The sequence below is a fragment of the Aeromonas sp. 9A genome (assembly GCF_963900955.1).
Classification (GTDB): Bacteria; Pseudomonadota; Gammaproteobacteria; order Enterobacterales; family Aeromonadaceae; genus Aeromonas; species Aeromonas salmonicida.
The window spans coordinates 2,967,976-2,987,746 of record NZ_CAWRFG010000001.1 but is presented as its reverse complement, the minus strand read 5'-3'; the positions used below and the strand labels follow the sequence as shown (position 1 = coordinate 2,987,746).

17 protein-coding genes are annotated in these 19,771 nt (G+C 60.8%); 8 read left to right on the top strand and 9 right to left on the bottom strand.

Going from position 1 to position 19,771, the window contains the following annotated elements; genetic code table 11:
- Positions 1-21: 21 nt before the first annotated feature.
- A complete protein-coding gene (locus AACX78_RS13855; protein ID WP_159166555.1) occupies positions 22-1,260 on the bottom strand; it encodes a siderophore amonabactin export MFS transporter in 1,239 nt (412 codons plus the stop codon).
- A gap of 256 nt (positions 1,261-1,516) precedes the next feature.
- Between AACX78_RS13855 and AACX78_RS13850 the strand changes: the two genes are divergently transcribed.
- Complete coding sequence (locus AACX78_RS13850; RefSeq protein ID WP_159166554.1) at positions 1,517-2,269, top strand: hypothetical protein; 753 nt, start codon at positions 1,517-1,519, stop codon at positions 2,267-2,269.
- Positions 2,270-2,284: 15 nt separating this feature from the next.
- On the opposite strand, the gene AACX78_RS13845 is transcribed toward AACX78_RS13850, so the two are convergent.
- From AACX78_RS13845 to AACX78_RS13835, 3 genes are all read right to left on the bottom strand, one after another.
- The gene (locus tag AACX78_RS13845) at positions 2,285-2,746 is read right to left on the bottom strand and encodes a DUF2919 domain-containing protein (RefSeq protein ID WP_159166553.1); all 462 of its coding nucleotides are present in this window, start codon (positions 2,744-2,746) and stop codon (positions 2,285-2,287) included.
- A 163-nt stretch (positions 2,747-2,909) separates the two neighbouring features.
- A complete protein-coding gene (corA, locus tag AACX78_RS13840; RefSeq protein WP_005315297.1) occupies positions 2,910-3,857 on the bottom strand; it encodes a magnesium/cobalt transporter CorA in 948 nt (315 codons plus the stop codon).
- 350 nt (positions 3,858-4,207) lie between these two features.
- Entirely contained in the window at positions 4,208-5,857 is a 1,650-nt protein-coding gene (locus tag AACX78_RS13835) for an electron transfer flavoprotein-ubiquinone oxidoreductase (protein ID WP_159166552.1), read from the bottom strand.
- Between the two features lie 125 nt (positions 5,858-5,982).
- On the opposite strand from AACX78_RS13835, the gene AACX78_RS13830 reads away from it, so the two are divergent.
- From AACX78_RS13830 to aroG, 5 genes are all read left to right on the top strand, one after another.
- Positions 5,983-6,735, top strand: a complete 753-nt coding sequence (locus tag AACX78_RS13830; protein WP_201302858.1) for an electron transfer flavoprotein subunit beta/FixA family protein — start codon at positions 5,983-5,985, stop codon at positions 6,733-6,735.
- A gap of 94 nt (positions 6,736-6,829) precedes the next feature.
- Positions 6,830-7,759 carry an electron transfer flavoprotein subunit alpha/FixB family protein gene (locus AACX78_RS13825; RefSeq protein WP_159166550.1) on the top strand — a complete coding sequence of 310 codons (930 nt, stop codon included), beginning with the start codon at positions 6,830-6,832 and terminating at the stop codon, positions 7,757-7,759.
- Between the two features lie 224 nt (positions 7,760-7,983).
- Positions 7,984-9,072 carry a 3-phosphoserine/phosphohydroxythreonine transaminase gene (serC, locus tag AACX78_RS13820; RefSeq protein ID WP_159166549.1) on the top strand — a complete coding sequence of 363 codons (1,089 nt, stop codon included), beginning with the start codon at positions 7,984-7,986 and terminating at the stop codon, positions 9,070-9,072.
- Between the two features lie 171 nt (positions 9,073-9,243).
- Positions 9,244-10,527 carry a 3-phosphoshikimate 1-carboxyvinyltransferase gene (gene aroA, locus AACX78_RS13815; RefSeq protein WP_159166548.1) on the top strand — a complete coding sequence of 428 codons (1,284 nt, stop codon included), beginning with the start codon at positions 9,244-9,246 and terminating at the stop codon, positions 10,525-10,527.
- Positions 10,528-10,765: 238 nt separating this feature from the next.
- Positions 10,766-11,821 carry a 3-deoxy-7-phosphoheptulonate synthase AroG gene (aroG, locus tag AACX78_RS13810; protein WP_159166547.1) on the top strand — a complete coding sequence of 352 codons (1,056 nt, stop codon included), beginning with the start codon at positions 10,766-10,768 and terminating at the stop codon, positions 11,819-11,821.
- A gap of 93 nt (positions 11,822-11,914) precedes the next feature.
- Here the strand turns inward: aroG and AACX78_RS13805 are convergent, their stop codons facing one another.
- Complete coding sequence (locus AACX78_RS13805; RefSeq protein ID WP_201302857.1) at positions 11,915-13,510, bottom strand: methyl-accepting chemotaxis protein; 1,596 nt, start codon at positions 13,508-13,510, stop codon at positions 11,915-11,917.
- Between the two features lie 262 nt (positions 13,511-13,772).
- Here AACX78_RS13805 and hutW point away from each other — a divergent pair, with 262 nt between their 5' ends.
- Positions 13,773-15,140 (top strand): heme anaerobic degradation radical SAM methyltransferase ChuW/HutW, encoded by a 1,368-nt coding sequence (hutW, locus tag AACX78_RS13800; protein WP_159166545.1) that lies wholly within the window; start codon positions 13,773-13,775, stop codon positions 15,138-15,140.
- 64 nt (positions 15,141-15,204) lie between these two features.
- Here the strand turns inward: hutW and xseA are convergent, their stop codons facing one another.
- Positions 15,205-16,575, bottom strand: coding sequence for an exodeoxyribonuclease VII large subunit (gene xseA / locus AACX78_RS13795; protein ID WP_159166544.1), 1,371 nt, complete (start codon positions 16,573-16,575; stop codon positions 15,205-15,207).
- Between the two features lie 315 nt (positions 16,576-16,890).
- Between xseA and AACX78_RS13790 the strand changes: the two genes are divergently transcribed.
- Positions 16,891-17,442, top strand: coding sequence for a cytochrome b (locus tag AACX78_RS13790; RefSeq protein WP_111587740.1), 552 nt, complete (start codon positions 16,891-16,893; stop codon positions 17,440-17,442).
- A gap of 287 nt (positions 17,443-17,729) precedes the next feature.
- On the opposite strand, the gene AACX78_RS13785 is transcribed toward AACX78_RS13790, so the two are convergent.
- Genes AACX78_RS13785 through AACX78_RS13775 form a run of 3 tightly spaced genes read right to left on the bottom strand, consistent with a single transcriptional unit; the run spans position 17,730 to position 19,665 of the window.
- Positions 17,730-18,152 (bottom strand): ExbD/TolR family protein, encoded by a 423-nt coding sequence (locus AACX78_RS13785; protein ID WP_159166543.1) that lies wholly within the window; start codon positions 18,150-18,152, stop codon positions 17,730-17,732.
- Positions 18,152-18,904, bottom strand: a complete 753-nt coding sequence (locus AACX78_RS13780; RefSeq protein ID WP_159166542.1) for a MotA/TolQ/ExbB proton channel family protein — start codon at positions 18,902-18,904, stop codon at positions 18,152-18,154. Before AACX78_RS13780 ends, AACX78_RS13785 begins: the two co-directional genes overlap by 1 nt.
- Positions 18,905-18,906: 2 nt before the next feature.
- Positions 18,907-19,665: an energy transducer TonB gene (locus tag AACX78_RS13775; RefSeq protein ID WP_201302952.1), complete on the bottom strand. Its 759-nt coding sequence runs from the start codon at positions 19,663-19,665 to the stop codon at positions 18,907-18,909.
- Between the last annotated feature and the right edge of the window lie 106 nt (positions 19,666-19,771).

Below are 19,771 nucleotides of genomic sequence, written 5' to 3'. Positions count from 1 at the left end.
TCCGGCTCTGGGGCCGGTGGCTCACTGACTTCCCTGTCTGGCCGTACCAGACGCGGGGTTATTGTTATTCCTTGTCTGCGCCAGTCCCTTGAGCAGGAGCCAGACGCCACCACAGGCCAGCAGGCTGCAGGCAATATTGATCCAGGCAAGCCCTGCAAAGCCGTGCAGGGCACCAGTGCTGTCCGAGAAGAGATACCTGGCCGAGATCAGGCTGCCGAGACCCGCCGCCACATTGGTCACTGTGCCCTGAAAAGACATGAAGGCGGCGCGCTGATGGGGGGCCGGAATGGCTGCCGTGATGGCGAGTGTGGTGCTGGATCGTGCCGAGCTCAGCGCCATGAAGAGGGTAAACAACAGATAGACGGGCACGCCAACGGGGGCGGCGAAGCCGAGCAGGGTGATCAGGGCCAACAACAGGCTGGTGATCAGGATGGCGGCCAGCGCCCGGCCCTGATCGATCCAGCCACCGCACAGCCGCATGGTCGCCATGCTGGCGAGGCCGCCACACAGGTAGAGGGCGGCGATCTGCTCGCGGGGGAAGGCGAGGTTGAACTGGAAGTAGTTGGCAAAATGCGGGATCAGCAGGAAATGACCGAACATCTGCAAAGAGAGAATGAGCAGGGCGCCCTGGCAGAGCGGCGATCCCAGCAGCTGGCGCAGCCCGCTACCCTGGGGAGAACGGGTGACCGGCAGGGAGGGCAGCAGCAGGGCGCACAGCAGGGCCAGCAGCAGGCCGCCAGCACCGAACAGCAGGAAGGGGCTCTGCCAGCCGAGCCACTGGGCCAGGATGAGGGCAATAGGCACTATCAGGATGGCGGCCAGCGAGAACGCCATCCCCACATAGGCGAGGCGGCGGCCCCGCTCGGCCGGGGGGACCAGGTCCAGCACGGCGGCCATCAGGATGGCAGAAAGAGGCCCGGCCACGCAGCCCGACAGTATGAACAGCATCAGCAGCTGCTGGCTGTTCTGGACCAGGGCGCAAGCCATCAGCAGCAAGAAGCGCAGGGTCAGCAGCACCAGCAGGGCGGGTTTGCGGTTGACGCTATCGAGCCAGGGAGCGGCGATGAGGCCCATCAGGGCCGCGCCCAGGGTGGCGCCACCGCTGAAATAACCGGTTTGCTCCGGTTGCATGCCGAGGCTGATGACCAGATCCGGCCCAAGGGGCATCACCATCATCATGCTGCCCATGGAGAGCATGTTGATCAGCATTGCCAGATGGATGGCAGCAGGGGTAGTGGTGACGGCATTTGCTGGCTTCATCAGAAGTGGGCTCGAAAAAATGAGTCCGAATTGTATCCGAGCGATTTTTACGTGACAACAAATGGTAATCATTTTTATTTGTGTTATTTGATCTATCTCCGTCCTTTTCGCTCGCAGGCCGTCAAGGGGGTCGCTCCGGCCCATGCCGCCATTGCTCCTGGGGTGCAAAGTCATTGAAAAGCGAGGCAGATGGATCATGATGGTGATAGCCAGACTGGCAGAGACGGTGAGCCGGGCTCCCGGACAGGAGAGAGAGATGAAAAGGTGGCGTTGGAGCGGGATCTTGTGGTTGTGCGGGCTCTGGTGCCTGCCGCTGCGGGCCGAGGTCAAGGTGATCCCGGTATTCGAGGCCGAGGCCATGGTGCAAACCCTCAAGGAGATCTACCCGGACCTCGGGGTGAGTGCCATGGGCAACCAGCTGGTGCTGAGCGGCAGTGCGGCCAAGTTGCAGGAGGCCGAAGCGACCCTGGCCAAACTCAACCAGCCGCCCCAGAGCCTGCTTGTCGAATGGCGGGTGGATGGTGCTTCAAGCGGTCAGCAGATAGAGGCGGGTATCGGTGGTGATGGGGCCAAACGGCAATGGCTGCTTGAGGGCAATGCCCGGCAATACCAACGCAGCCAGAACGACAGCTGGCAGGTGCGCGGCCTGTCGGGGCGGCCCGTGTTGCTGCAGATGGGCTCCTACCAGCCGGTCACTTTCTATCAGTGGCGCGGTGGTCAGGTGGTGGGCTTGATGCCGCTCATCAACGGTCTCTACGCCACCGCCACCCTGATAGGGGACAGGGTGCAGATAGCGCTCAGCAGCGAGCAGGCCAGGCTGGAGCAGGGCACCGTCACCACGGGGCAGAATGCCACCGAGGTGAGCGGCGCCCCGGGTCAGTGGCTGACTGTAGGGGAGTTATCCACCAATTCGGCCGGGCAAGGGAGCAGCCTGGGTACCCAGTTGCAGGGAGGCCGCAGTTCTCAGAGCGATCGCCAGACCCTGCAGATCCGGGTCACTCGTCAATGAGTGACCCCTGCATGCTCAGTGAGGTTGATCGGCGGCGTATTCGCGGATCTGGCGGCTGCGCAGCAGATACCAGAGTGCCCAGAGGCTGCCGATCAGCACCAGGGCGGTGGGCCAGCTGAACGACCATTTCTGCAGGTTGAGGCTGTGCAGCTGCATCAGCAGGCCGCTGACGGTGGAGCAGAGCAAGAGACCGCGGCTGTGGCGTCTGAGCCAGGCGCGCACGCTGTCAGTCTGCTGATAGGTGCCGCCAAAGGCGAGCAGCGCCAGCATGGCGGGCACATCGGTCAGCAGGCTGATGTAGAGGCTGATCTTGTCCGGATAGAAGAGGGTCAGGATCTCGCTGCCGCTCTCGCGGGTGACCCCGGCCATCAGAAACAGCCAGACCGAGCGGGTCAGCAAGAGGGCGATGGGCCAAAACCAGAGGGGAGGGCGCAACTGGCCGTGATTGTCATATCTGTGTTCGGGGTAGAGGGTCATGGTCGCCCGTTATCGCCTGGGTTGTGCAAATGATGAAGAGGATATGGGGCAGAGTGGCGCCCTTTGCAAGGCGTGCCGGGTGACACGAATTAATCGGGGGGCCAGTGCCCCCCAATCCATCGTCTCTTTTTATCGCACTTTCTTATCGCACTTTCTGGCGGCGTTACAGCCAGCCCTTGCGCTTGAAGAAGAGGCCGGTGCCGAGGGACGACATCACCATCAGCACCAGCGACATGGGATAGCCATACTCCCAGGCCAGCTCCGGCATGCGCCCGAAGTTCATGCCGTAGATGCTGGCGATCAGGGTGGGCGGCAGGAAGATCACGGCGGCCACCGAGAAGATCTTGATCACCTTGTTCTGCTCCAGATTGGTGACCCCCATGGAGGCCTCCAGCTGGAAGTTGATCTTGTCGAACAGGAACTGGGTGTGGGGCAAGAGGGACTCCACGTCGTGCAGCATCTCGTCGATCCATTTGTTCTGCTCGCCCGTCATGCGCTGGCGCAGGCTGCGTTTGAGAAACCGCAGGGCGCGGCGGGTATCGTGCAGGGAGAGACGGATCTGGCCGTTGGCCTCTTCCTGTGCCATCAGCTCCTTGAGCATGGGATTGATCTGGTCCGGCTCGAAGATTTGATCGGCGGTGTTTTCCAGGGTCTTGTAACCGTCTTCGATGAGATCCGAGAGGTACTCCACCTTGAGGTTCTGCACCTCCAGCAGTATGTCGAGGGCATCCTCCACCTCCAGCCTGTCCTGACGCATGTAGTGGCGCAGCAGGCGCACCAGGCCGATGTCATCCTCGCGGATGCTGATCAGCAGGTTGTTGCGCAGGGTAAAGGAGACGTGGACACCCTTGGTGTCACGGCCGATCCGCTGGGGAAACAGGGAGTGAATGTGCAGACCATCGGTATCCCAGTAAAAGCGGGCGGATGCTTCGATGTCGTCCAGCTCTTCCTTGTCGGGGACCTCTTCCAGAAACAGGCCGGTCAACCATTCTCGCTCCGCCGTGTCCGGCTTGTAGGCATCCAGCCAGACAGTGTTGTCAGGCAGTATGTCGTCAGGCCCGAGCGTGACTATGTCCAGTACCTTGTTATTGAGAATGTAGGCGGTGATCATCTGTCCCCCCTTAAAAAGTCGTGGGTCATCAGGGATGGTTGCACAGGTCATGCGGCCTTAGATCGCGTAGAAAGCGATCCCGTGGATAAGCGAAACGGGCCGATGGAAAACCTGAATGCGGCGAACTATACAGGGGCGGGGAGCGCTTGTCAGGGCCTATTCATCCTAGGTTCAGCCTGTTCGCTCAAAAAAACAGCGAGGTCGGATCAGCGGATCCGGCCGTAAAAGTGACTGCCTGTTGACTGCCGCATTGTGCCAGGTGCCCCTCAGGGGGGACAGGCCTCACCGATTGGGATAGTTGGGTCCTGACCCTCCTTGCGGTGGTGTCCAGACGGTCTGGTAGCTACCTGTCACATATTGGGATAGTTGGGCCCGGATCCTCCCTGCGGTGGTGTCCAGATGATGTTTTGGCTCGGATCCTTGATGTCGCAGGTCTTGCAGTGAATGCAGTTGGCCGCGTTGATCTGCAAGTAAGGCTGGCTCTCGCTCTCCGCTATCTCGAACACCCCGGCCGGGCAGTAGCGCTGGGCGGGCTCGGCCCAGGTGGGCAGGTTGACCGCCACAGGGATACTCGCGTCCTGCAACTTGAGGTGGCAGGGCTGATCCTCATCATGACTGGTGTTGGCGAGATAAACAGACGAGAGCTTGTCAAAGCTGAGTTTGCCGTCCGGTTTGGGATAGCTGATGGGCTGACAACGGCTGGCCATGCGCAGCTGACGGTAGTCAGGCTCCTTGTCCAACAGGGTGATAGAGCCCAGCAGAGGGAAGGCGGAAACCCGCTGCTCCAGCCAGTTGAAGGCGCCGCCGAGCCAGGGGCCCCAACGATGCAGGGCCGCCCCAAAGTTGCGGGCGGTTTTGAGCTCCTGCCCCAGCCAGCTCTGTTGCAGCGCATCCTGATACTCGGCCAGATCCCGGCCCCCCTCATCACCGCCGCGCAGCGTCATGGCGACGGTTTTCGCCGCCAGCATCCCTGATTTCATGGCGGTGTGGATGCCCTTGATGCGGGAAAAATCCAGGGTACCGGCGTCGCAGCCGATCAAGAGACCACCGGGGAAGTGCATGCGGGGCAGGGAGTGCCAGCCGCCCTTGGTGATGGCGCGTGCACCGTAGCTGATGCGCTCGCCCCCCAGCAGAGTCTGTGCGATGAGGGGATGGTGCTTGAGGCGCTGGAACTCGTCGAACGGGCTGAGCCAGGGGTTGCTGTAGTTGAGATCGACAATCAGCCCGACCGCCACCTGATTGCCATCCATATGATAGAGGTAGAAGCCGCCCTGGCTCTTGCCGGTGCGCAGCCCGGCCAGTGGCCAGCCGCTGCCGTGCAGCACCTGGCCCGGTTTGGCCTGGCCAGGGGGGACTTGCCACAGCTCCTTGAAACCGATGGCGTAATGCTGCGGCTGGGCGCTGTTTTCGAGATTGAACTCGGCGATCAACTGCTTGCCCAGATGGCCGCGGGCACCTTCGGCAAACAGGGTGTAGCGACCATGGAGAGCCATGCCGGGCACGTGATCCGATTTGGGATTGCCCGCTCTGTCCAGCCCGAGATCGCCGGTGATCACACCCCGCACCCGTCCCGCTTCCATGATGAGCTCGCTTGCGGTAAAACCCGGGTATATTTCGACTCCCAGCTGCTCGGCCTGTTTACCGAGCCAGCGACAGAGGTTGCCCAGGCTCAGAATATGGCTGCCATCGTTGTGCATGCGCGGCGGCACTGCCCAGTGGGGCAGTTGCAGGGCGCGACGATCATTTTGCAACAGATGAACCTGATCATCGTTGACGGGGATGCCAAGGGGCGCCTGCTGCCAGCTGTCCGGCAACAGCTCCTTGAGGGTGACGGGATCGAACAGGGCGCCAGAGAGCAGATGGGCGCCGATTTCCGCTCCTTTTTCCAGCACGCAGACCGAGAGATCGGCATTGTGCTGCTTCAGGGCGATGGCTGCACTGAGTCCTGCGGGGCCGCCACCGACGATGACGACATCAAATTCCATTGCTTCGCGTTCCATCTTGCCTCTGCGCTCGACTTGGCCTAGGGTAGTGCTGGTAGTTTACGTAAACGTAAAGCAATTGTAAGCAAAAAATGCGAGGGTTCGTCAATGGATTCACTCAAGAAAAGCGAGGGATGCGCGTCATGAAGCTGCTGGTCGCGATCAAACGGGTAGTCGACTACAACGTCAAGATCCGGGTGAAGGGAGACGGCTCCAACGTGGAGCTTGCCAATGTGAAGATGGGTATCAACCCGTTCTGTGAAATCGCGGTGGAAGAAGGTGTTCGGCTGCGGGAAGCCGGTATCGCAAGCGAGCTGGTGGTGGTGACCTTCGGACCTGAGGCGGCCGCCGAGCAGTTGCGCCATGCCCTGGCACTGGGGGCGGATCGGGCCCTTCACTATTTGACCGATGAGACGCTCACTCCGCTGACGGTTGCTCGCGCCCTGCAAAAGGTGTGTGAGCAGGAGCCGCCATCACTGGTGCTGCTCGGCAAGCAGTCCATCGATTCTGACAACAACCAGGTGGGCCAGATGCTCTCGGCCCTCACCGACTGGCCGCTGGCCACCTTCGCCTCCGCCATCAAGCTGGTGGAGGGGGAGTTGCATGTGACCCGCGAAATCGACGGCGGCCTGGAGACCCTCGGCTTGCCCTTGCCTGCCGTGGTGACGGTGGACCTGCGCCTGAACGAGCCCCGCTTTGCATCGCTTCCCAACATCATGAAAGCCAAGCGCAAGCCACTCGAGAGTGCCCCCTTCGCGACCCTTGGCGTCGAACCTGCCGGCTACACCCGGCTGCTCGGTGTGATGGCGCCAGCCGTGCGCAGTGCCGGCATCAAGGTCGGCTCTGTGGACGAGTTGCTGGATAAACTCAGGAACGAAGCCAAGGTGCTGCCATGAGCATTCTGGTCATGATGGAACATATTGGGTGTCGCCCCCTGGCTGGGATAAGGGCTGGCGCGGTGGAAAGAGTCGCTAACGATAAGGTGCAGCCATGAGCGTACTGGTTATTGCTGAACATCATCAGGGCAAGCTTGCCGACAACGTGGCCCAACTGGTCACGGCAGCGGGCCAGCTCGGCGGCGAGGTGCATCTGTTGCTGCTGGGCCAGGGACTGACCGAGGCGGGCGAACAGGCCGCCAGCCTGCAAGGAGTGGACAGGGTGCTGCTGGCCGAGCATCCCATGTTGGCGGAAGGGTTGAACGACGGCGTCGATCCCCTGCTGTCTGATATTGCACGGGACTATCAGCACTGCCTGATGGCGGCGAGCACCCAGGGCAAGGATATGTTGCCCAGGGTGGCTGCACGGCTCGGGATGGAGATGCTCTCCGAGGTGATCGGCATAGAGAGTGGCGATACCTTCCTGCGCCCCATCTATGCGGGCAACGCCATTGCCAGGGTAGCGAGCTCGGCGCCCATCAAGGTGCTTACCATCAGGCCGACCGCCTTTGCCAAAGCCAAGTTCGGGACTGGGCAGGCTGCGGTTGAGCGCCTGCCGGTGGCCGATGTGGCATGTCGTATCCGTCTGGTCGAGCGCCGCGCCGTGTTGTCCGTCAGGCCGGAACTCGCGGCAGCGCGGGTCGTGGTCTCCGGCGGACGGGCCCTTGGCTCCAAGGCGCAGTTTGCCCTCATTGAAGCGCTGGCCGACAAGCTGGGCGGGGCGGTGGGCGCCTCGCGCGCCGCCGTTGATGCCGGTTTTGTGGCCAACGATCTGCAGGTGGGTCAGACCGGCAAGGTGGTTGCTCCCGAGCTCTATATCGCAGTCGGCATCTCGGGGGCCATCCAGCATCTGGCGGGCATGAAGGAGTCGAAGGTGATAGTGGCCATCAACAAGGACAGCGAGGCCCCCATTTTCCAGGTGGCTGACTACGGTCTGGTGGGGGATCTGTTCACCCTGCTGCCCGAGCTCACCGCCAAACTCTGATCTTGTCTGCAATGGGGGCTTGCTGCTTTGGATGTGTGCAAAGCCCCATTTCCATGCACATTCCCCGCAAGCCCTGACCCGTTCAGGGCTTTTTCGATGGCAGCCCGACTTGGCCCGGGTGACAAAAGCTTGAGCCAGCTCCCAAAAAGCCTTTGATCCCGGGGCGGCTCTTGTGTAAAACCAGACAAGTCATCGATTACTCTCATCCACTCACGGAAAGCGTCATGAGCAAACAGATTTACAACTTCTGCGCCGGCCCAGCCATGTTGCCGGTTGAAGTCATGGAGCGCGCCCAGCGCGAATTTTGTAATTTTCAGGGGCTGGGAGCCTCGGTCATGGAGCTGTCCCATCGCGGCAAGCCTTATATGGCGGTCGCCGAGAAGGCCGAAGCCGATCTGCGCGACTTGCTGGCGGTGCCGGACAACTACAAGGTGCTCTTCATGCACGGTGGTGGTCGCGGCCAGTTTTCCGCCGTGCCCATGAATCTGCTGGGAGGCGCGAACAAGAAGGCTGACTTCCTGCTGACCGGTGTCTGGTCCCAGAGTGCCGTTGATGAAGCCCGCAAGTATGGTGATATCCAGACGGTGCAAGGGGCTGCCAAGAACGCCCAGGGGATCTCCCATTTGCTGCAGAGCCCGGCGTTTCGCGCCGATGCAGCCTATGTGCACTACTGCCCGAACGAAACCATTGATGGCATAGAGATGTTCGACATCCCGGCCACCGGCGATGTGCCCCTGGTCGCCGATCTCTCCTCCACCATCCTCTCCCGTCCCATGGATGTGAGCCGTTTTGGGGTCATCTACGCCGGAGCCCAGAAGAACATAGGCCCGTCAGGGCTGGCCATCGCCATCGTACGTGACGATCTGCTGAACCAGGCGAGAGCCGACGTGCCCTCGATTTTTGACTACCAGCTCACTGCCAAGAACGACTCCATGTTCAATACCCCGCCCACCTATGCCTGGTATCTGGCCGGTCTGGTGTTCGAGTGGTTGAAAGAACAAGGCGGGCTCGAGGCGATGGCCGCGCGCAACAAGGCGAAGGCCGATTTCCTCTACGGCTACCTCGACGACTCCAGCTTCTACGGCAACAAGGTGGATGTCAGCTGTCGTTCCCGCATGAACATACCTTTCCAGCTGAAAAATGACGCCCTGGACAAGCAGTTCCTGGCCGAGTCGGAAGCCGCCGGTCTGTTGGCCCTGAAAGGGCACCGCATCGTCGGTGGCATGCGCGCCAGCCTCTATAACGCCATGCCGCTGGAAGGGGTCAAGGCCCTGGTGAGCTTTATGGATGGCTTTGCCAAGCGCCACAGCTGAGGCGTTTTTCCCCAATTGCAGGCGCCGGGGACTCCCCGGCGTCTGTTTTTTCAGTGGATCCTGATCGGCCGCGAGTCTGGCCCGCTTTTGTGCCACGCGCGGTCTTGCCGAGCAAGGCGCGGGCTGCTAACGTCCGGTCAGGTGATTTAATTGAGATAGTACAGGAAGTCTATGAATTCGTTGCGTTTGGAACCCATTTCTCGTGTGGCCGGTGAGGTCAATCTGCCCGGCTCCAAGAGCGTATCCAATCGGGCTTTGTTGCTGGCGGCCCTTGCCCGTGGCACCACCCGGCTGACCAATCTGCTCGACAGCGATGATATTCGTCATATGCTGGCGGCGCTGACCCAGCTCGGGGTCAAGTACAAGCTTTCCGCCGACAAGACAGAGTGCACAGTGCACGGTCTGGGTCGCAGCTTTGCGGTATCGGCACCGGTCAATCTGTTCCTCGGCAATGCCGGTACTGCCATGCGTCCCCTCTGTGCGGCTCTGTGTCTGGGATCCGGTGAATACATGCTGGGCGGTGAACCCAGGATGGAGGAGCGTCCCATCGGCCATCTGGTGGATGCCTTGCGTGAAGCGGGCGCCCATATCCAGTACCTGAAAAAAGATGGCTACCCGCCGCTGGTGGTGGATGCCAAGGGTCTCTGGGGCGGTGACGTACACGTCGATGGGTCCGTCTCCAGCCAGTTCCTGACGGCGTTTTTGATGGCGGCGCCCATGGCGGCCGGCGATACCCGTATCCACATCAAGGGTGAGCTGGTCTCCAAGCCCTACATCGACATCACGTTGCACATCATGAAACAGTTCGGTGTGGTCATCGAGCACGACAACTACAAGCTGTTCTACATCAAGGGCAACCAGAGCTATGTCAGCCCGGGTGACTTCCTGGTGGAAGGGGACGCCTCCAGCGCCTCTTACTTCCTCGCGGCAGGTGCCATCAAGGGCAAGGTGCGGGTGACCGGCATCGGCAAGCACAGCATTCAGGGCGATATCCACTTCGCCGACGTGCTGGAGAAGATGGGCGCCCGCATCACCTGGGGTGACGACTTCATCGAGGCGGAGCAAGGCCCGCTGCACGGCGTCGACATGGACATGAACCATATTCCGGATGCGGCCATGACCATAGCGGTCGCGGCACTGTTTGCCGAGGGGCCCACCTCCATTCGCAACATCTACAACTGGCGGGTGAAGGAGACGGATCGTCTGCACGCCATGGCCACCGAGCTGCGCAAACTGGGTGTGGAGGTGGAGGAGGGGCACGACTTCATTACCGTGACGCCGCCGGCCAGCCTCAAGCACGCGGCCATCGACACCTACAACGATCACCGCATCGCCATGTGCTTCTCCCTGGTGGCGCTGTCCGATACCGCCGTCACCATCAATGATCCGGGTTGTACTTCCAAAACCTTCCCGGACTACTTCGACAAGCTTGCCGACATCAGTCAGGCTATTTGATCCCTTGAGGCCCGCCTTTGCGCGGGCTTTTTTTCAGGCCTGTTTTCAGGGATCTCTTCACACAAGGCATTTGGCCTTTTCGTCCGGCTTTGAGACAGTGCGCTAGCAGCATTATCCAAACTTGCAAGACACATTCAGAAAATTCCTTGATGGATGATGTAATTTTCTATTTACACCGTCTCTGCTGCGGGCTAGATTGAAGTTTCTTTATCGCAGTCATCTAGCAGGAAGCCTTGTCATGCAGCATCAAACCGACGACGTTCGTATCAGTGAAATCAAAGAGTTATTACCCCCGGTTGCGGTGCTCGAGAAGTTTCCGGCCACCGAGACAGCCTCGTCTACCGTATTCGAATCCCGCCAGGCCATTCATCAGATCCTGGCCGGTGAAGATCCGCGTCTGCTGGTGGTGATAGGTCCCTGCTCCATCCACGACCCCGTGGCCGCGCTGGAATATGGCAAGCGTCTCAAGACCTTGCGTGACGAGCTCAAGGGCCAGCTGGAAATCGTGATGCGAGTCTACTTCGAGAAGCCCCGCACCACAGTGGGCTGGAAGGGGCTAATCAACGACCCTTACCTCGACAACACCTGCCAGATCAATGACGGCCTGCGCATCGGTCGCAAGCTGCTGCTGGATCTCAACGACATGGGGCTGCCGACCGCCTCCGAGTTCCTCGACATGATCACCCCGCAATACGTGGCGGATCTGATGAGCTGGGGCGCCATCGGTGCCCGTACTACCGAATCCCAGGTGCACCGTGAGCTGGCCTCCGGTCTCTCCTGCCCGGTGGGTTTCAAGAATGGCACCGACGGCACCATCAAGGTCGCTATCGATGCCATCGGTGCCGCCAGCGCGCCGCACCACTTCCTGTCGGTCACCAAGTATGGCCACTCCGCCATCGTCGCCACCCGGGGCAACCCGGATTGCCACATCATTCTGCGCGGTGGCCGCGAGCCGAACTACAGCGCCGCCCATGTTGACGAGGTAGTGAAGGGGCTGGACAAGGCCGGTCTGCCGCAAAAGGTGATGATCGACTTCAGCCACGCCAACAGCAGCAAGCAGTTCAAGAACCAGATGCTGGTGGCCGAAGATGTGGCCGGTCAGCTGCGTGCCGGCAGCAAGGCTGTGTTTGGCGTCATGGTGGAGAGCCATCTGGTGGAAGGCCGCCAGGATCTGGTGGAAGGGTGCGAGCTCACCGTCGGCCAGAGCATCACGGATGCCTGCATCGGTTGGGCCGATACCGAAGTCCTGCTGCGCAATCTGGCGGATGCGGTGGCTACCCGCAACGCAGGCTGATCTGTGCCCGCCCGCGGCTGGCCCCGCAGGCAAACAGCAAGAAACTAAAAAGCGCGACCTCATGGTCGCGCTTTTGCTGAGTACAGCTGTGTCTTACCAGCGGTACGTCTTGAGCAACTGATCCAGCTTCTTGCACTGTTCTACCAGCTGGATACTGGCGAGATTGGCGGCGTGGGCCTGACTCAGGGTGTCGTTGGAGGTGTTGCGAATGTCGCTCACCGAGCTGTCCACTTCGCTGCAAACCCTGTCCTGCTCCTCGGCAGATTGCGCCATCTGGGCATTGAGGTCGTTGATGCTGGCGATGCGGCCAATGATGTTCTGCATGGCGGCCAGGGTGGCTTCCGTCTTGTGAATGCTTTCATCTGCCTTGGATTTTGCATCCCCGATCACCTCAACGGCGCTCTGTGCCTCTTTTTGCAGCGCGGCAATCATCTGGGAGATCTCTTCGCTGGCGGCGCGACTGCGGTTGGAGAGGGCCCGCACTTCGTCGGCGACCACCGCAAAACCGCGACCCTGTTCACCGGCGCGAGCAGCCTCGATGGCGGCATTCAGCGCCAGCAAGTTGGTCTGATCCGCTATGCCCTTGATCACCTCCAGCACACCGTCGACGGCCAGGCAGCGGCTGTCGAGCTGCTGGATCACCCGGTCGACCCGCTCAATTTCGGCCGACATCTCCCCCATGTCGGTGATGGAGTGCTGGGCGAGGCGGCTGGTGTTGGCAGCATCCTGGTTGGTGAGGGCGGAGAGCTCGGCACTGTGGCGGGCATGCTCGCGTACCTCGTGGGAGCTGGCGGCCAATTCGCTGACGGCGGCGGCGACCTGGGTCGTCATGCCCTCCTGCTGGCGGGCCGAGCCTTCGGTCTGGGTGGCGACCTGGCGGATCTGGTTTGACTCCTGATAGAGCTGCTGAGTTGCGTGCTCCACCTCCTGCAGGCTGTGGCGAAAACCTTGCACCATGTCACTGACGGCGCGGGTCATCTGGCCCAGCTCATCCTGGCTCGGATTGAGCAGGGGGAGGGAGAGATCCCGCTCCTTGGCCATGCGGGTCATGGTCAGTTGCAGGCGGCGCACAGGTCGCTTGATGTAGTGTTGCAGCACCCAGGCCAGCAGCCCGAAACCGAGCCCGAACACCACCACCAGGCTGCCGCTCAGGATCAGGTTGTTATGGCGGATCTCGCCAAAGGTGTGGCTGAGATCGTAACTGATCCGCACGGCCCCCATGACGGTGCCTTCCGGTACCTGATGGCAGGTGGTGCATTGGGTGCCGCGATACTCTTTGAAAGCCTTGAAGGGTTTGATCAGGGTGAGCTGGTTGCCCTGCTGCTCGAGGATGGTCTCTCCCTGGACTATGGCTCTTTCATCCAGGTTGTCCTGCACCTTCTGATCCGGGTGGCCGGGTCCGAACAGGTCGCTCACGGCGGGGGCGCGTATCAGACGAGCCTCGACTATTCCGGCCTCGCTCTTGAGCTTGGTCTGCACGATTTGTCGATTGGCCATGCCGCCAGTCATCATGAGAACGTTGAGTTGATCCATGTAGGTGTTGGCAGCACTGTCGACTTTTTCACCGGCCAGCCTGATGGCGAGATCTCGCTGCAACCAGGCGGAGAGTTCGAAACTGAGGGCGAAGGTACAGCCGATGACCAGGGTGAGAGGGAGAAAAATTTTCCAGTTCAGTGACAGGTTTTGCATAGTTAGCTGGTCCATGCGCAGGTGGGCGATCGTCAATGGTGGGCGACTCTCCCCATGCTCGCTCGTCAGGGAGGGGGAGATGGTTCTCTATCGGCACACCCTACCTCATCTTGAGTAAATTATCTGTTAACTGGATCCATGATAGAGGTTAATAGTGAGTAGCAAAGGTGAGTTGGATGAGATTGGTTTGATCCAGCACAAACTTGGCATTAATTGATAGTGGTTATCATTTGCATTATTTCCATGCGGTAACCAGCCAGCGATGACATTACACCTGACCCCGACCATGACCGGACTCTCTACGCCGGATCCTCTCAAGTTTGCCTTCAGCGCCAAAACCTCAGCCCACGCCAGCAGGGGTGGCATTCGCCCCTTTTCCCTCGACGATGCAGGCTGGCAAGCCTGGTGGCAGCAAGGGAGCCAGGCCGATGAGCGTGCGCTTTACATCCATGTTCCGTTTTGCCGAAAGCGCTGCAGCTTCTGCAATTTCTTCGAAAATGGCGCCAATCCGGCGCGCATGAGCCGCTATATGGCCGCCTTGTGCGACAGCCTGAACCGGGCGGCGGATACTCCCTTGGCCCAAAGCAAACCCTTTTCTGCTGTCTATGTGGGAGGCGGCACGCCGACCGACATGGCACTCGAGGATCTGGCGCAATTGGCTAGGGCGATTCAACGCTTTCCACTGACCCTGGATGCCGAGGTGACCCTGGAAGGGCGCCTCAACGGTTTTGATGATGCCAAGTGGCAGACAGCGCTGGCGGGGGGCTTCAACCGCTTCTCGTTCGGGGTACAGAGTTTTGACACCCGGGTGCGCCAGCAGGCGGCCCGCTTCGATGACAGACAGACCCTGCTGGCCCGTCTCGGCGAGCTGACCCAAGATGATGCGACCGTAATAGTGGCGGATCTCATCTTTGGCCTACCGGGTCAGGATGACGAGGTATGGCGCCAGGATATTGCGGATGTGATGGCAAGCGGGGTACACGGCGTGGATCTCTATCAGCTTATCCCCATGGCGGGTACCAACCTCGAGCGGGCCGAGGCGAGTGGCAAGCCGGGCTGGGCGGCCGATGGTCAGCAAAGGGCCGCCATGTATGCCTACGGCGCCCAGACGCTGGAGCAGGGCGGCTGGCAGCGGCTCTCCTGCAGCCACTGGCGGCGCGGCGATGCCGAGCAGAGCCGCTACAACCAGATGGCCAAGCGCGGCGCCGAAATCCTTCCCTTCGGGGCGGGGGCCGGAGGTAGCATGCATGGCCATGGCCTCATGTATGGCCGGGATCTTGCCCTCTGGCACGAGGCGCTGGCTGGCGGTGTGCGAGCGCCTGGCATGGTGATGGGGCAGAACCCCAATGCTCCCATGGACGGCCTGCTGCGCGGTGCCCTCGACAGCGGCAGGTTGACGCTGGATCGCCTGCCCGCGCCGCTGAGGGCCCATCTGCTGCCGCTCTTTCAGGCTTGGCAGTTGCACGGGCTGGTAGCGCTGACGGAGGACACGCTTGTGTTGACCCTGGCGGGGCGTTTCTGGAACGTCAATCTGCAGGCGGGCTTGTTCGAGTTCTTGCAGCTCAACCCGCTGGGCGGTGTGCAGAGCGCCGTTCATTCGACTGAAGCCGTGCGTCACGCGCTGGTGTAACAGGCTGGCGTCAAAAAGAGGGGGGAGATAAAACAGGGGCACTTTTCAGTGCCCCTGTTTTTAGTCATCGGTTGTGCACTTCTTCTACCCGTATCTGCAAGTGCCCTTCCGCCAGCGTGGTGACCAGAGTTTGCCCGGCGTTCACCTGAGCCGCGCGGTTGATCACGTCGCCGCTTTGGGTGCGGGTGATGGAGTAACCGCGCCCCAGGGTGGCGAGCGGGCTTACGCCGTCGAGGCGGGCAGTCAGCATGGCAAGGCGATGGCTGGCCTGATCCTGGCGCTTGGCGATAAGTGCATGCAGCCGCTCTTGCGCCAGTTGGTGGCGGCGCTTGCCAGCGGCCAGCAGCCGCTCCGGGCTTTTGGCCTGCAGACGAAGTTCGAGGTTGGCGAGGCGCCGCTCCCCCTGATGCAGCCGCTGGTTCAGCAGTTGCTGCAAGCGGGCGGAGAGCTCGTCGAGACGTTGGGATTGCTGCTCCAGTCGCCGTTTCGGATCCTGATGGTCGAGCCGCTTTTGCAGCAGCACAAAGCCGTGGCGGGCGGCGGTTTGGTGGCGATTCATCGCCTGCACCAGTCGCTGCCACAGATGGGCGAGACGCTGGGCGCGAGCGCTTTGATCCGGTGCTACCAGTTCGGCGGCAGCCGATGGTGTGGGGGCGCGAAGATCAGCGGCAAAGTCGCTGATGGTCACGTCCACCTCATGGCCCACAGCGCTGATCACCGGAATGGCAGATTTGGCGATGGCGCGCGCTACCCCCTCTTCGTTGAAGCACCAGAGATCTTCAAGGGAGCCGCCGCCGCGACCGACTATCAGCACATCCACCTCGGCGCGGCTGTTGGCAAGGGCAATGGCCGCGACTATCTGGCCGATGGCGGCGCTGCCCTGCACCTGGGTCGGGTAGATAAAGACGGGCAGATCCGGGGCGCGGCGTTTGAGTACTGTCAGCATGTCGTGCAGGGCGGCGCCAGTGGCGGAGGTAACCAGCCCCACGGCACGCGGTTCGCGGGGCAGCGGCCGTTTGCGTCCCTCGTCAAACAATCCTTCTGCCCCTAGCCGGCGCTTGAGCTCTTCAAAGCGCAGGGCCAGCACGCCATCGCCGGCGGGCTGCATCGATTCGATGATCAGCTGATAGTCGCCGCGGGGCTCATAGAGGGAGACTCTGGCCTGCACCAACACCTGCATGCCATCCTGCGGGCGAAATGCCACCCGGCGGTTGTTGCCCTTGAACATGGCGCAGCGCACCTGGGCGCCCAGATCTTTTAGCGAGAAGTACCAGTGGCCCGAGCTTGGCATCGCCAGATTGGAGAGCTCCCCTGTCAGCCACACCAGCCCCAGATCCTGCTCCAGGATCATGCGCACGGCGCTGTTGAGGCGGGTGACGGTAAAGACCTGCTGCTCGCGGCCGTTCGCCGCACTGGATGGGGTATATCGGTTCAATGGCGCACCTCTGGTCTGCTCCGGCTGCGCCGGGATAAAACGATGGCCGCTATCTTAACCCGAAACGGGGGGCGGGAGCGAAGGATGGCAATGGTGACATGCCTTTGCAAAGAGAGGGGTCATCTGCCAAGAGCAAGCGGCAGAAGAGCAAGATTGGAAACGCGCTTGGCCATGGGGGCGAGTAGCATGTTTTCCGGCAAGATTGCCAGAGACCGCAGCAGCTGTACATCTTGCGGTATCATCTCGATGCCACTGATATCTGCGACACCACCGGCTGTGGCTGCGTGTGATCAACAACCCTGTTTGGAGTAGCTCATGAATTGCTCGACCCCGTTAAGTTTGACGACCCGCTTGCTGCACTGGTCGGTCGCCTTGCTGATGATTGGCTTGACCCTGCTGGGTTATCTGATGGTGAAATTTGAAATATGGGATCTCTACGCCCTGCATAAATCTCTGGGGGTCATTGCACTGGTACTGATCCTGCCACGCGCCATTATCCGCCTTGGCAAAGGGTGGCCGACGCCAGTTCGCCAATATCCTGCTTACGAGGCATTGGCTGCCAAGGCGATCCATTGGGGATTGCTTGTCTCGACCCTGCTTATTCCGGTTTCAGGTCTCTGCTATTCCGGCGCGGCCGGGCGTGGCGTTGCCCTGTTTGGCTGGTTTATTATCCCGATGAATCCAGATATCAATGATCCTGCCAATGTTATTCCATACAGTGAATCCATTCGGGATATTGCCCATGCCGTCCATGTTTACTTGCCCTATATCATGCTGGCCCTGTTGCTGGTGCATATTGTCGGGGCGTTAAAACATCACCTGCTGGATAAAGACCTTACCTTGCTGCGAATGCTTGGCCGGAAATAACCGGTTCTATGGGGGTTGGCTCACGAAAAATATCAAGTGGTCGGTTGTACAGCGGCAAAGGGGGGCAAGGGCAGTTATTACTGGCTTGGTGTTGTTGAGATGGGGGATGGTAAAGACCCGCGGCTCACGGCCTGTCGCCGTACTGGATAGGGTATATGGGTTCAATGGCATATCTGTTGTCTGCCCTGGCTGCACCGGGATAAGACGATGGCCGCTGCCTTAACCCGGCGCGGAGCAGAAGCCGCTATCTGGCCCCTGCTTCTGACATATGACCCTCCTCTGTCCCCTTACTTGCCGTCAGGCTGACTGACAAAGGCAATCTTGTGCAATCCATGCTGGGACGCCTGCGCCATCACCCTGGCTATGATGCCGTACTCGACCCGCTTGTCGATGCGCAGCTGGATCTCGGGCAGCTCCCCCTCGGCCTTGCCGGCAGTCTCCATCTGGGCGAGCAGGGCGGCCTCATCGACCTCCTTGTCGTTCCAGTAGAGTTTGCCGGCCCCATCGATGGCGAGGGTGATGTCCTCCTTCTCCGGCTGATTGATCTGACTGCTGGCTTCGGGCAGCTCGAGCTTGACCGCATTGGTGAGCAGGGGGGCCGTGATCATGAAGACGATGAGCAGCACCAGCATGACGTCGATCATGGGGATCATGTTGATCTCGGAGAGGGGCTGATCGTCCCCGTCGTCCGACAATTTGCCAAATGCCATTATCTGCGCCCCTTTTTGGCTTCCCGCTCGGTCAGCTGGGTTACGTTGGTGGTGCTCTGCTCAAACCCCGTCACCAGCAGGGCAAACAGGTCGTAGGCAAAGGCCTCAAGCGCTGCCAATTTCAGGCGATTGCACCGCACAAAGAAGTTGTAGATCAGCACAGCCGGCAGGGCGACGGCGAGGCCAAAGCCGGTCATGATCAGCGCCTCGCCCACGGGGCCTGCCACTTTATCCAGGCTGCTCTGGCCTGCCGCACCTATGGCCAGCAGCGCATGATAGATGCCCCAGACGGTACCGAACAGCCCGATAAAGGGGGCCGCCGAGCCCACGGAGGCGAGGAAGGCAAGGCCCCGTTCCAGTCGTACCCGCTCATGGGTAATGGCCTGGCGCAGAGCCCGCAACAGATACTCGTCCGGTGAGCCCAGCTTGAGCGACACTGTCCGCTCCCCGGCCCGGTTCAGTTGCGCCACCGTCGCCAGCGCCGTGCTGGTCACACGCCCGTAGGCCTCCTGCGGCGGGAGATGGGCCAGCTGGCGCTCCATATCCTGCACGCTTTCGTGCTGCCAGAAGCGGGTCACGAATTGTGCGTTGAGGCGCCGCTCGCGCTGCCCAAGCACTATTTTCAGCAGGGTGTAATAACAGGTGCCGAGGGACATCAATACCAGCAAAATGAATGGCAGCAGTCCCACGCCGGTATTTTGACTGAGTAGATGGTAAACCCCCATACCGTTACTTGTTATTTCCGGATCCATAGTTAAGCCCTTAATTGAAAGAGAATGGTGACCTTTGTCCAGGCCTCGACGGCCGTATTGTTCTGTTTGGCGGGAATAAACGTCCAGCGGCTGACTGTCCGGCGTGCCGTCATATCCAGCCGACGATAACCGCTGCTTTTATCTACTTCTACCGAGGCGGCGGTGCCATCAGTTGCCACCAGTACATTCAGAATGACGCGTCCCTCCTCGCCACGTCTTCTGGATTCATAGGGATAGGGTGGCTCAGGGTTGTTCAGCCGCGGATCGCGGGCGATGGGGGCGCTGCTGCCAGCCCCGCTGCCGCTCTGCCGGGACTTGACCGGGGTGGCGGCACTGTCGCCCTGTCGGGTATCGGCCGCCATCGGCGTGACAGGGGCTACTCTCTCCGTGACCGGTTCTGCCTTGGCAATTGGGGTGGCCTTGGGGGTTGGCGGCCTGGGTACTCTGGGTGCTGGTTTGGGAATGAGCTTGCTGGCCGGCTTTTGAACTGCCCGCTTTTGGGCGGGCACCGGTTTTTTAACGACAGCTTGAGCTGGGATTGTCGCCGCTGCCGCTTTGGCCGGTGCGTCGTTGGCGCTGGCATCGCCGACCCAGCGGGCAGACAGGGTCAGCGGCAGGGGGGGCGTGATGGCTGCGGGGCGGTTTTCATATATCAGCCACAAAACAGCCAGGTGCAAGACGACAGTGATGGCAAGGCAACACAGGCGGACCGAACCAGGGTTGTCAGTGGTCAGCGCTGGCCTCGGATTACATGCCTCCATCACTTCTCTATCCTCCGGATATTGATACTCAAAAGTGTGCGTTAAGCCATGAAAGCAGGCCCCAATGGTGGCAGCATGCCCCATACTCAGCACCTCAAACAATAAC

Coding starts and splice junctions, on each gene's coding strand:
- AACX78_RS13855 (WP_159166555.1), bottom strand. CDS start 1,260: ATGAAGCCAGCAAATGCCGTCACCACTACCCCTGCTGCCATCCATCTG.
- AACX78_RS13850 (WP_159166554.1), top strand. CDS start 1,517: ATGAAAAGGTGGCGTTGGAGCGGGATCTTGTGGTTGTGCGGGCTCTGG.
- AACX78_RS13845 (WP_159166553.1), bottom strand. CDS start 2,746: ATGACCCTCTACCCCGAACACAGATATGACAATCACGGCCAGTTGCGC.
- corA (WP_005315297.1), bottom strand. CDS start 3,857: ATGATCACCGCCTACATTCTCAATAACAAGGTACTGGACATAGTCACG.
- AACX78_RS13835 (WP_159166552.1), bottom strand. CDS start 5,857: ATGGAACGCGAAGCAATGGAATTTGATGTCGTCATCGTCGGTGGCGGC.
- AACX78_RS13830 (WP_201302858.1), top strand. CDS start 5,983: ATGAAGCTGCTGGTCGCGATCAAACGGGTAGTCGACTACAACGTCAAG.
- AACX78_RS13825 (WP_159166550.1), top strand. CDS start 6,830: ATGAGCGTACTGGTTATTGCTGAACATCATCAGGGCAAGCTTGCCGAC.
- serC (WP_159166549.1), top strand. CDS start 7,984: ATGAGCAAACAGATTTACAACTTCTGCGCCGGCCCAGCCATGTTGCCG.
- aroA (WP_159166548.1), top strand. CDS start 9,244: ATGAATTCGTTGCGTTTGGAACCCATTTCTCGTGTGGCCGGTGAGGTC.
- aroG (WP_159166547.1), top strand. CDS start 10,766: ATGCAGCATCAAACCGACGACGTTCGTATCAGTGAAATCAAAGAGTTA.
- AACX78_RS13805 (WP_201302857.1), bottom strand. CDS start 13,510: ATGCAAAACCTGTCACTGAACTGGAAAATTTTTCTCCCTCTCACCCTG.
- hutW (WP_159166545.1), top strand. CDS start 13,773: ATGACATTACACCTGACCCCGACCATGACCGGACTCTCTACGCCGGAT.
- AACX78_RS13790 (WP_111587740.1), top strand. CDS start 16,891: ATGAATTGCTCGACCCCGTTAAGTTTGACGACCCGCTTGCTGCACTGG.
- AACX78_RS13785 (WP_159166543.1), bottom strand. CDS start 18,152: ATGGCATTTGGCAAATTGTCGGACGACGGGGACGATCAGCCCCTCTCC.
- AACX78_RS13780 (WP_159166542.1), bottom strand. CDS start 18,904: ATGGATCCGGAAATAACAAGTAACGGTATGGGGGTTTACCATCTACTC.
- AACX78_RS13775 (WP_201302952.1), bottom strand. CDS start 19,665: ATGGAGGCATGTAATCCGAGGCCAGCGCTGACCACTGACAACCCTGGT.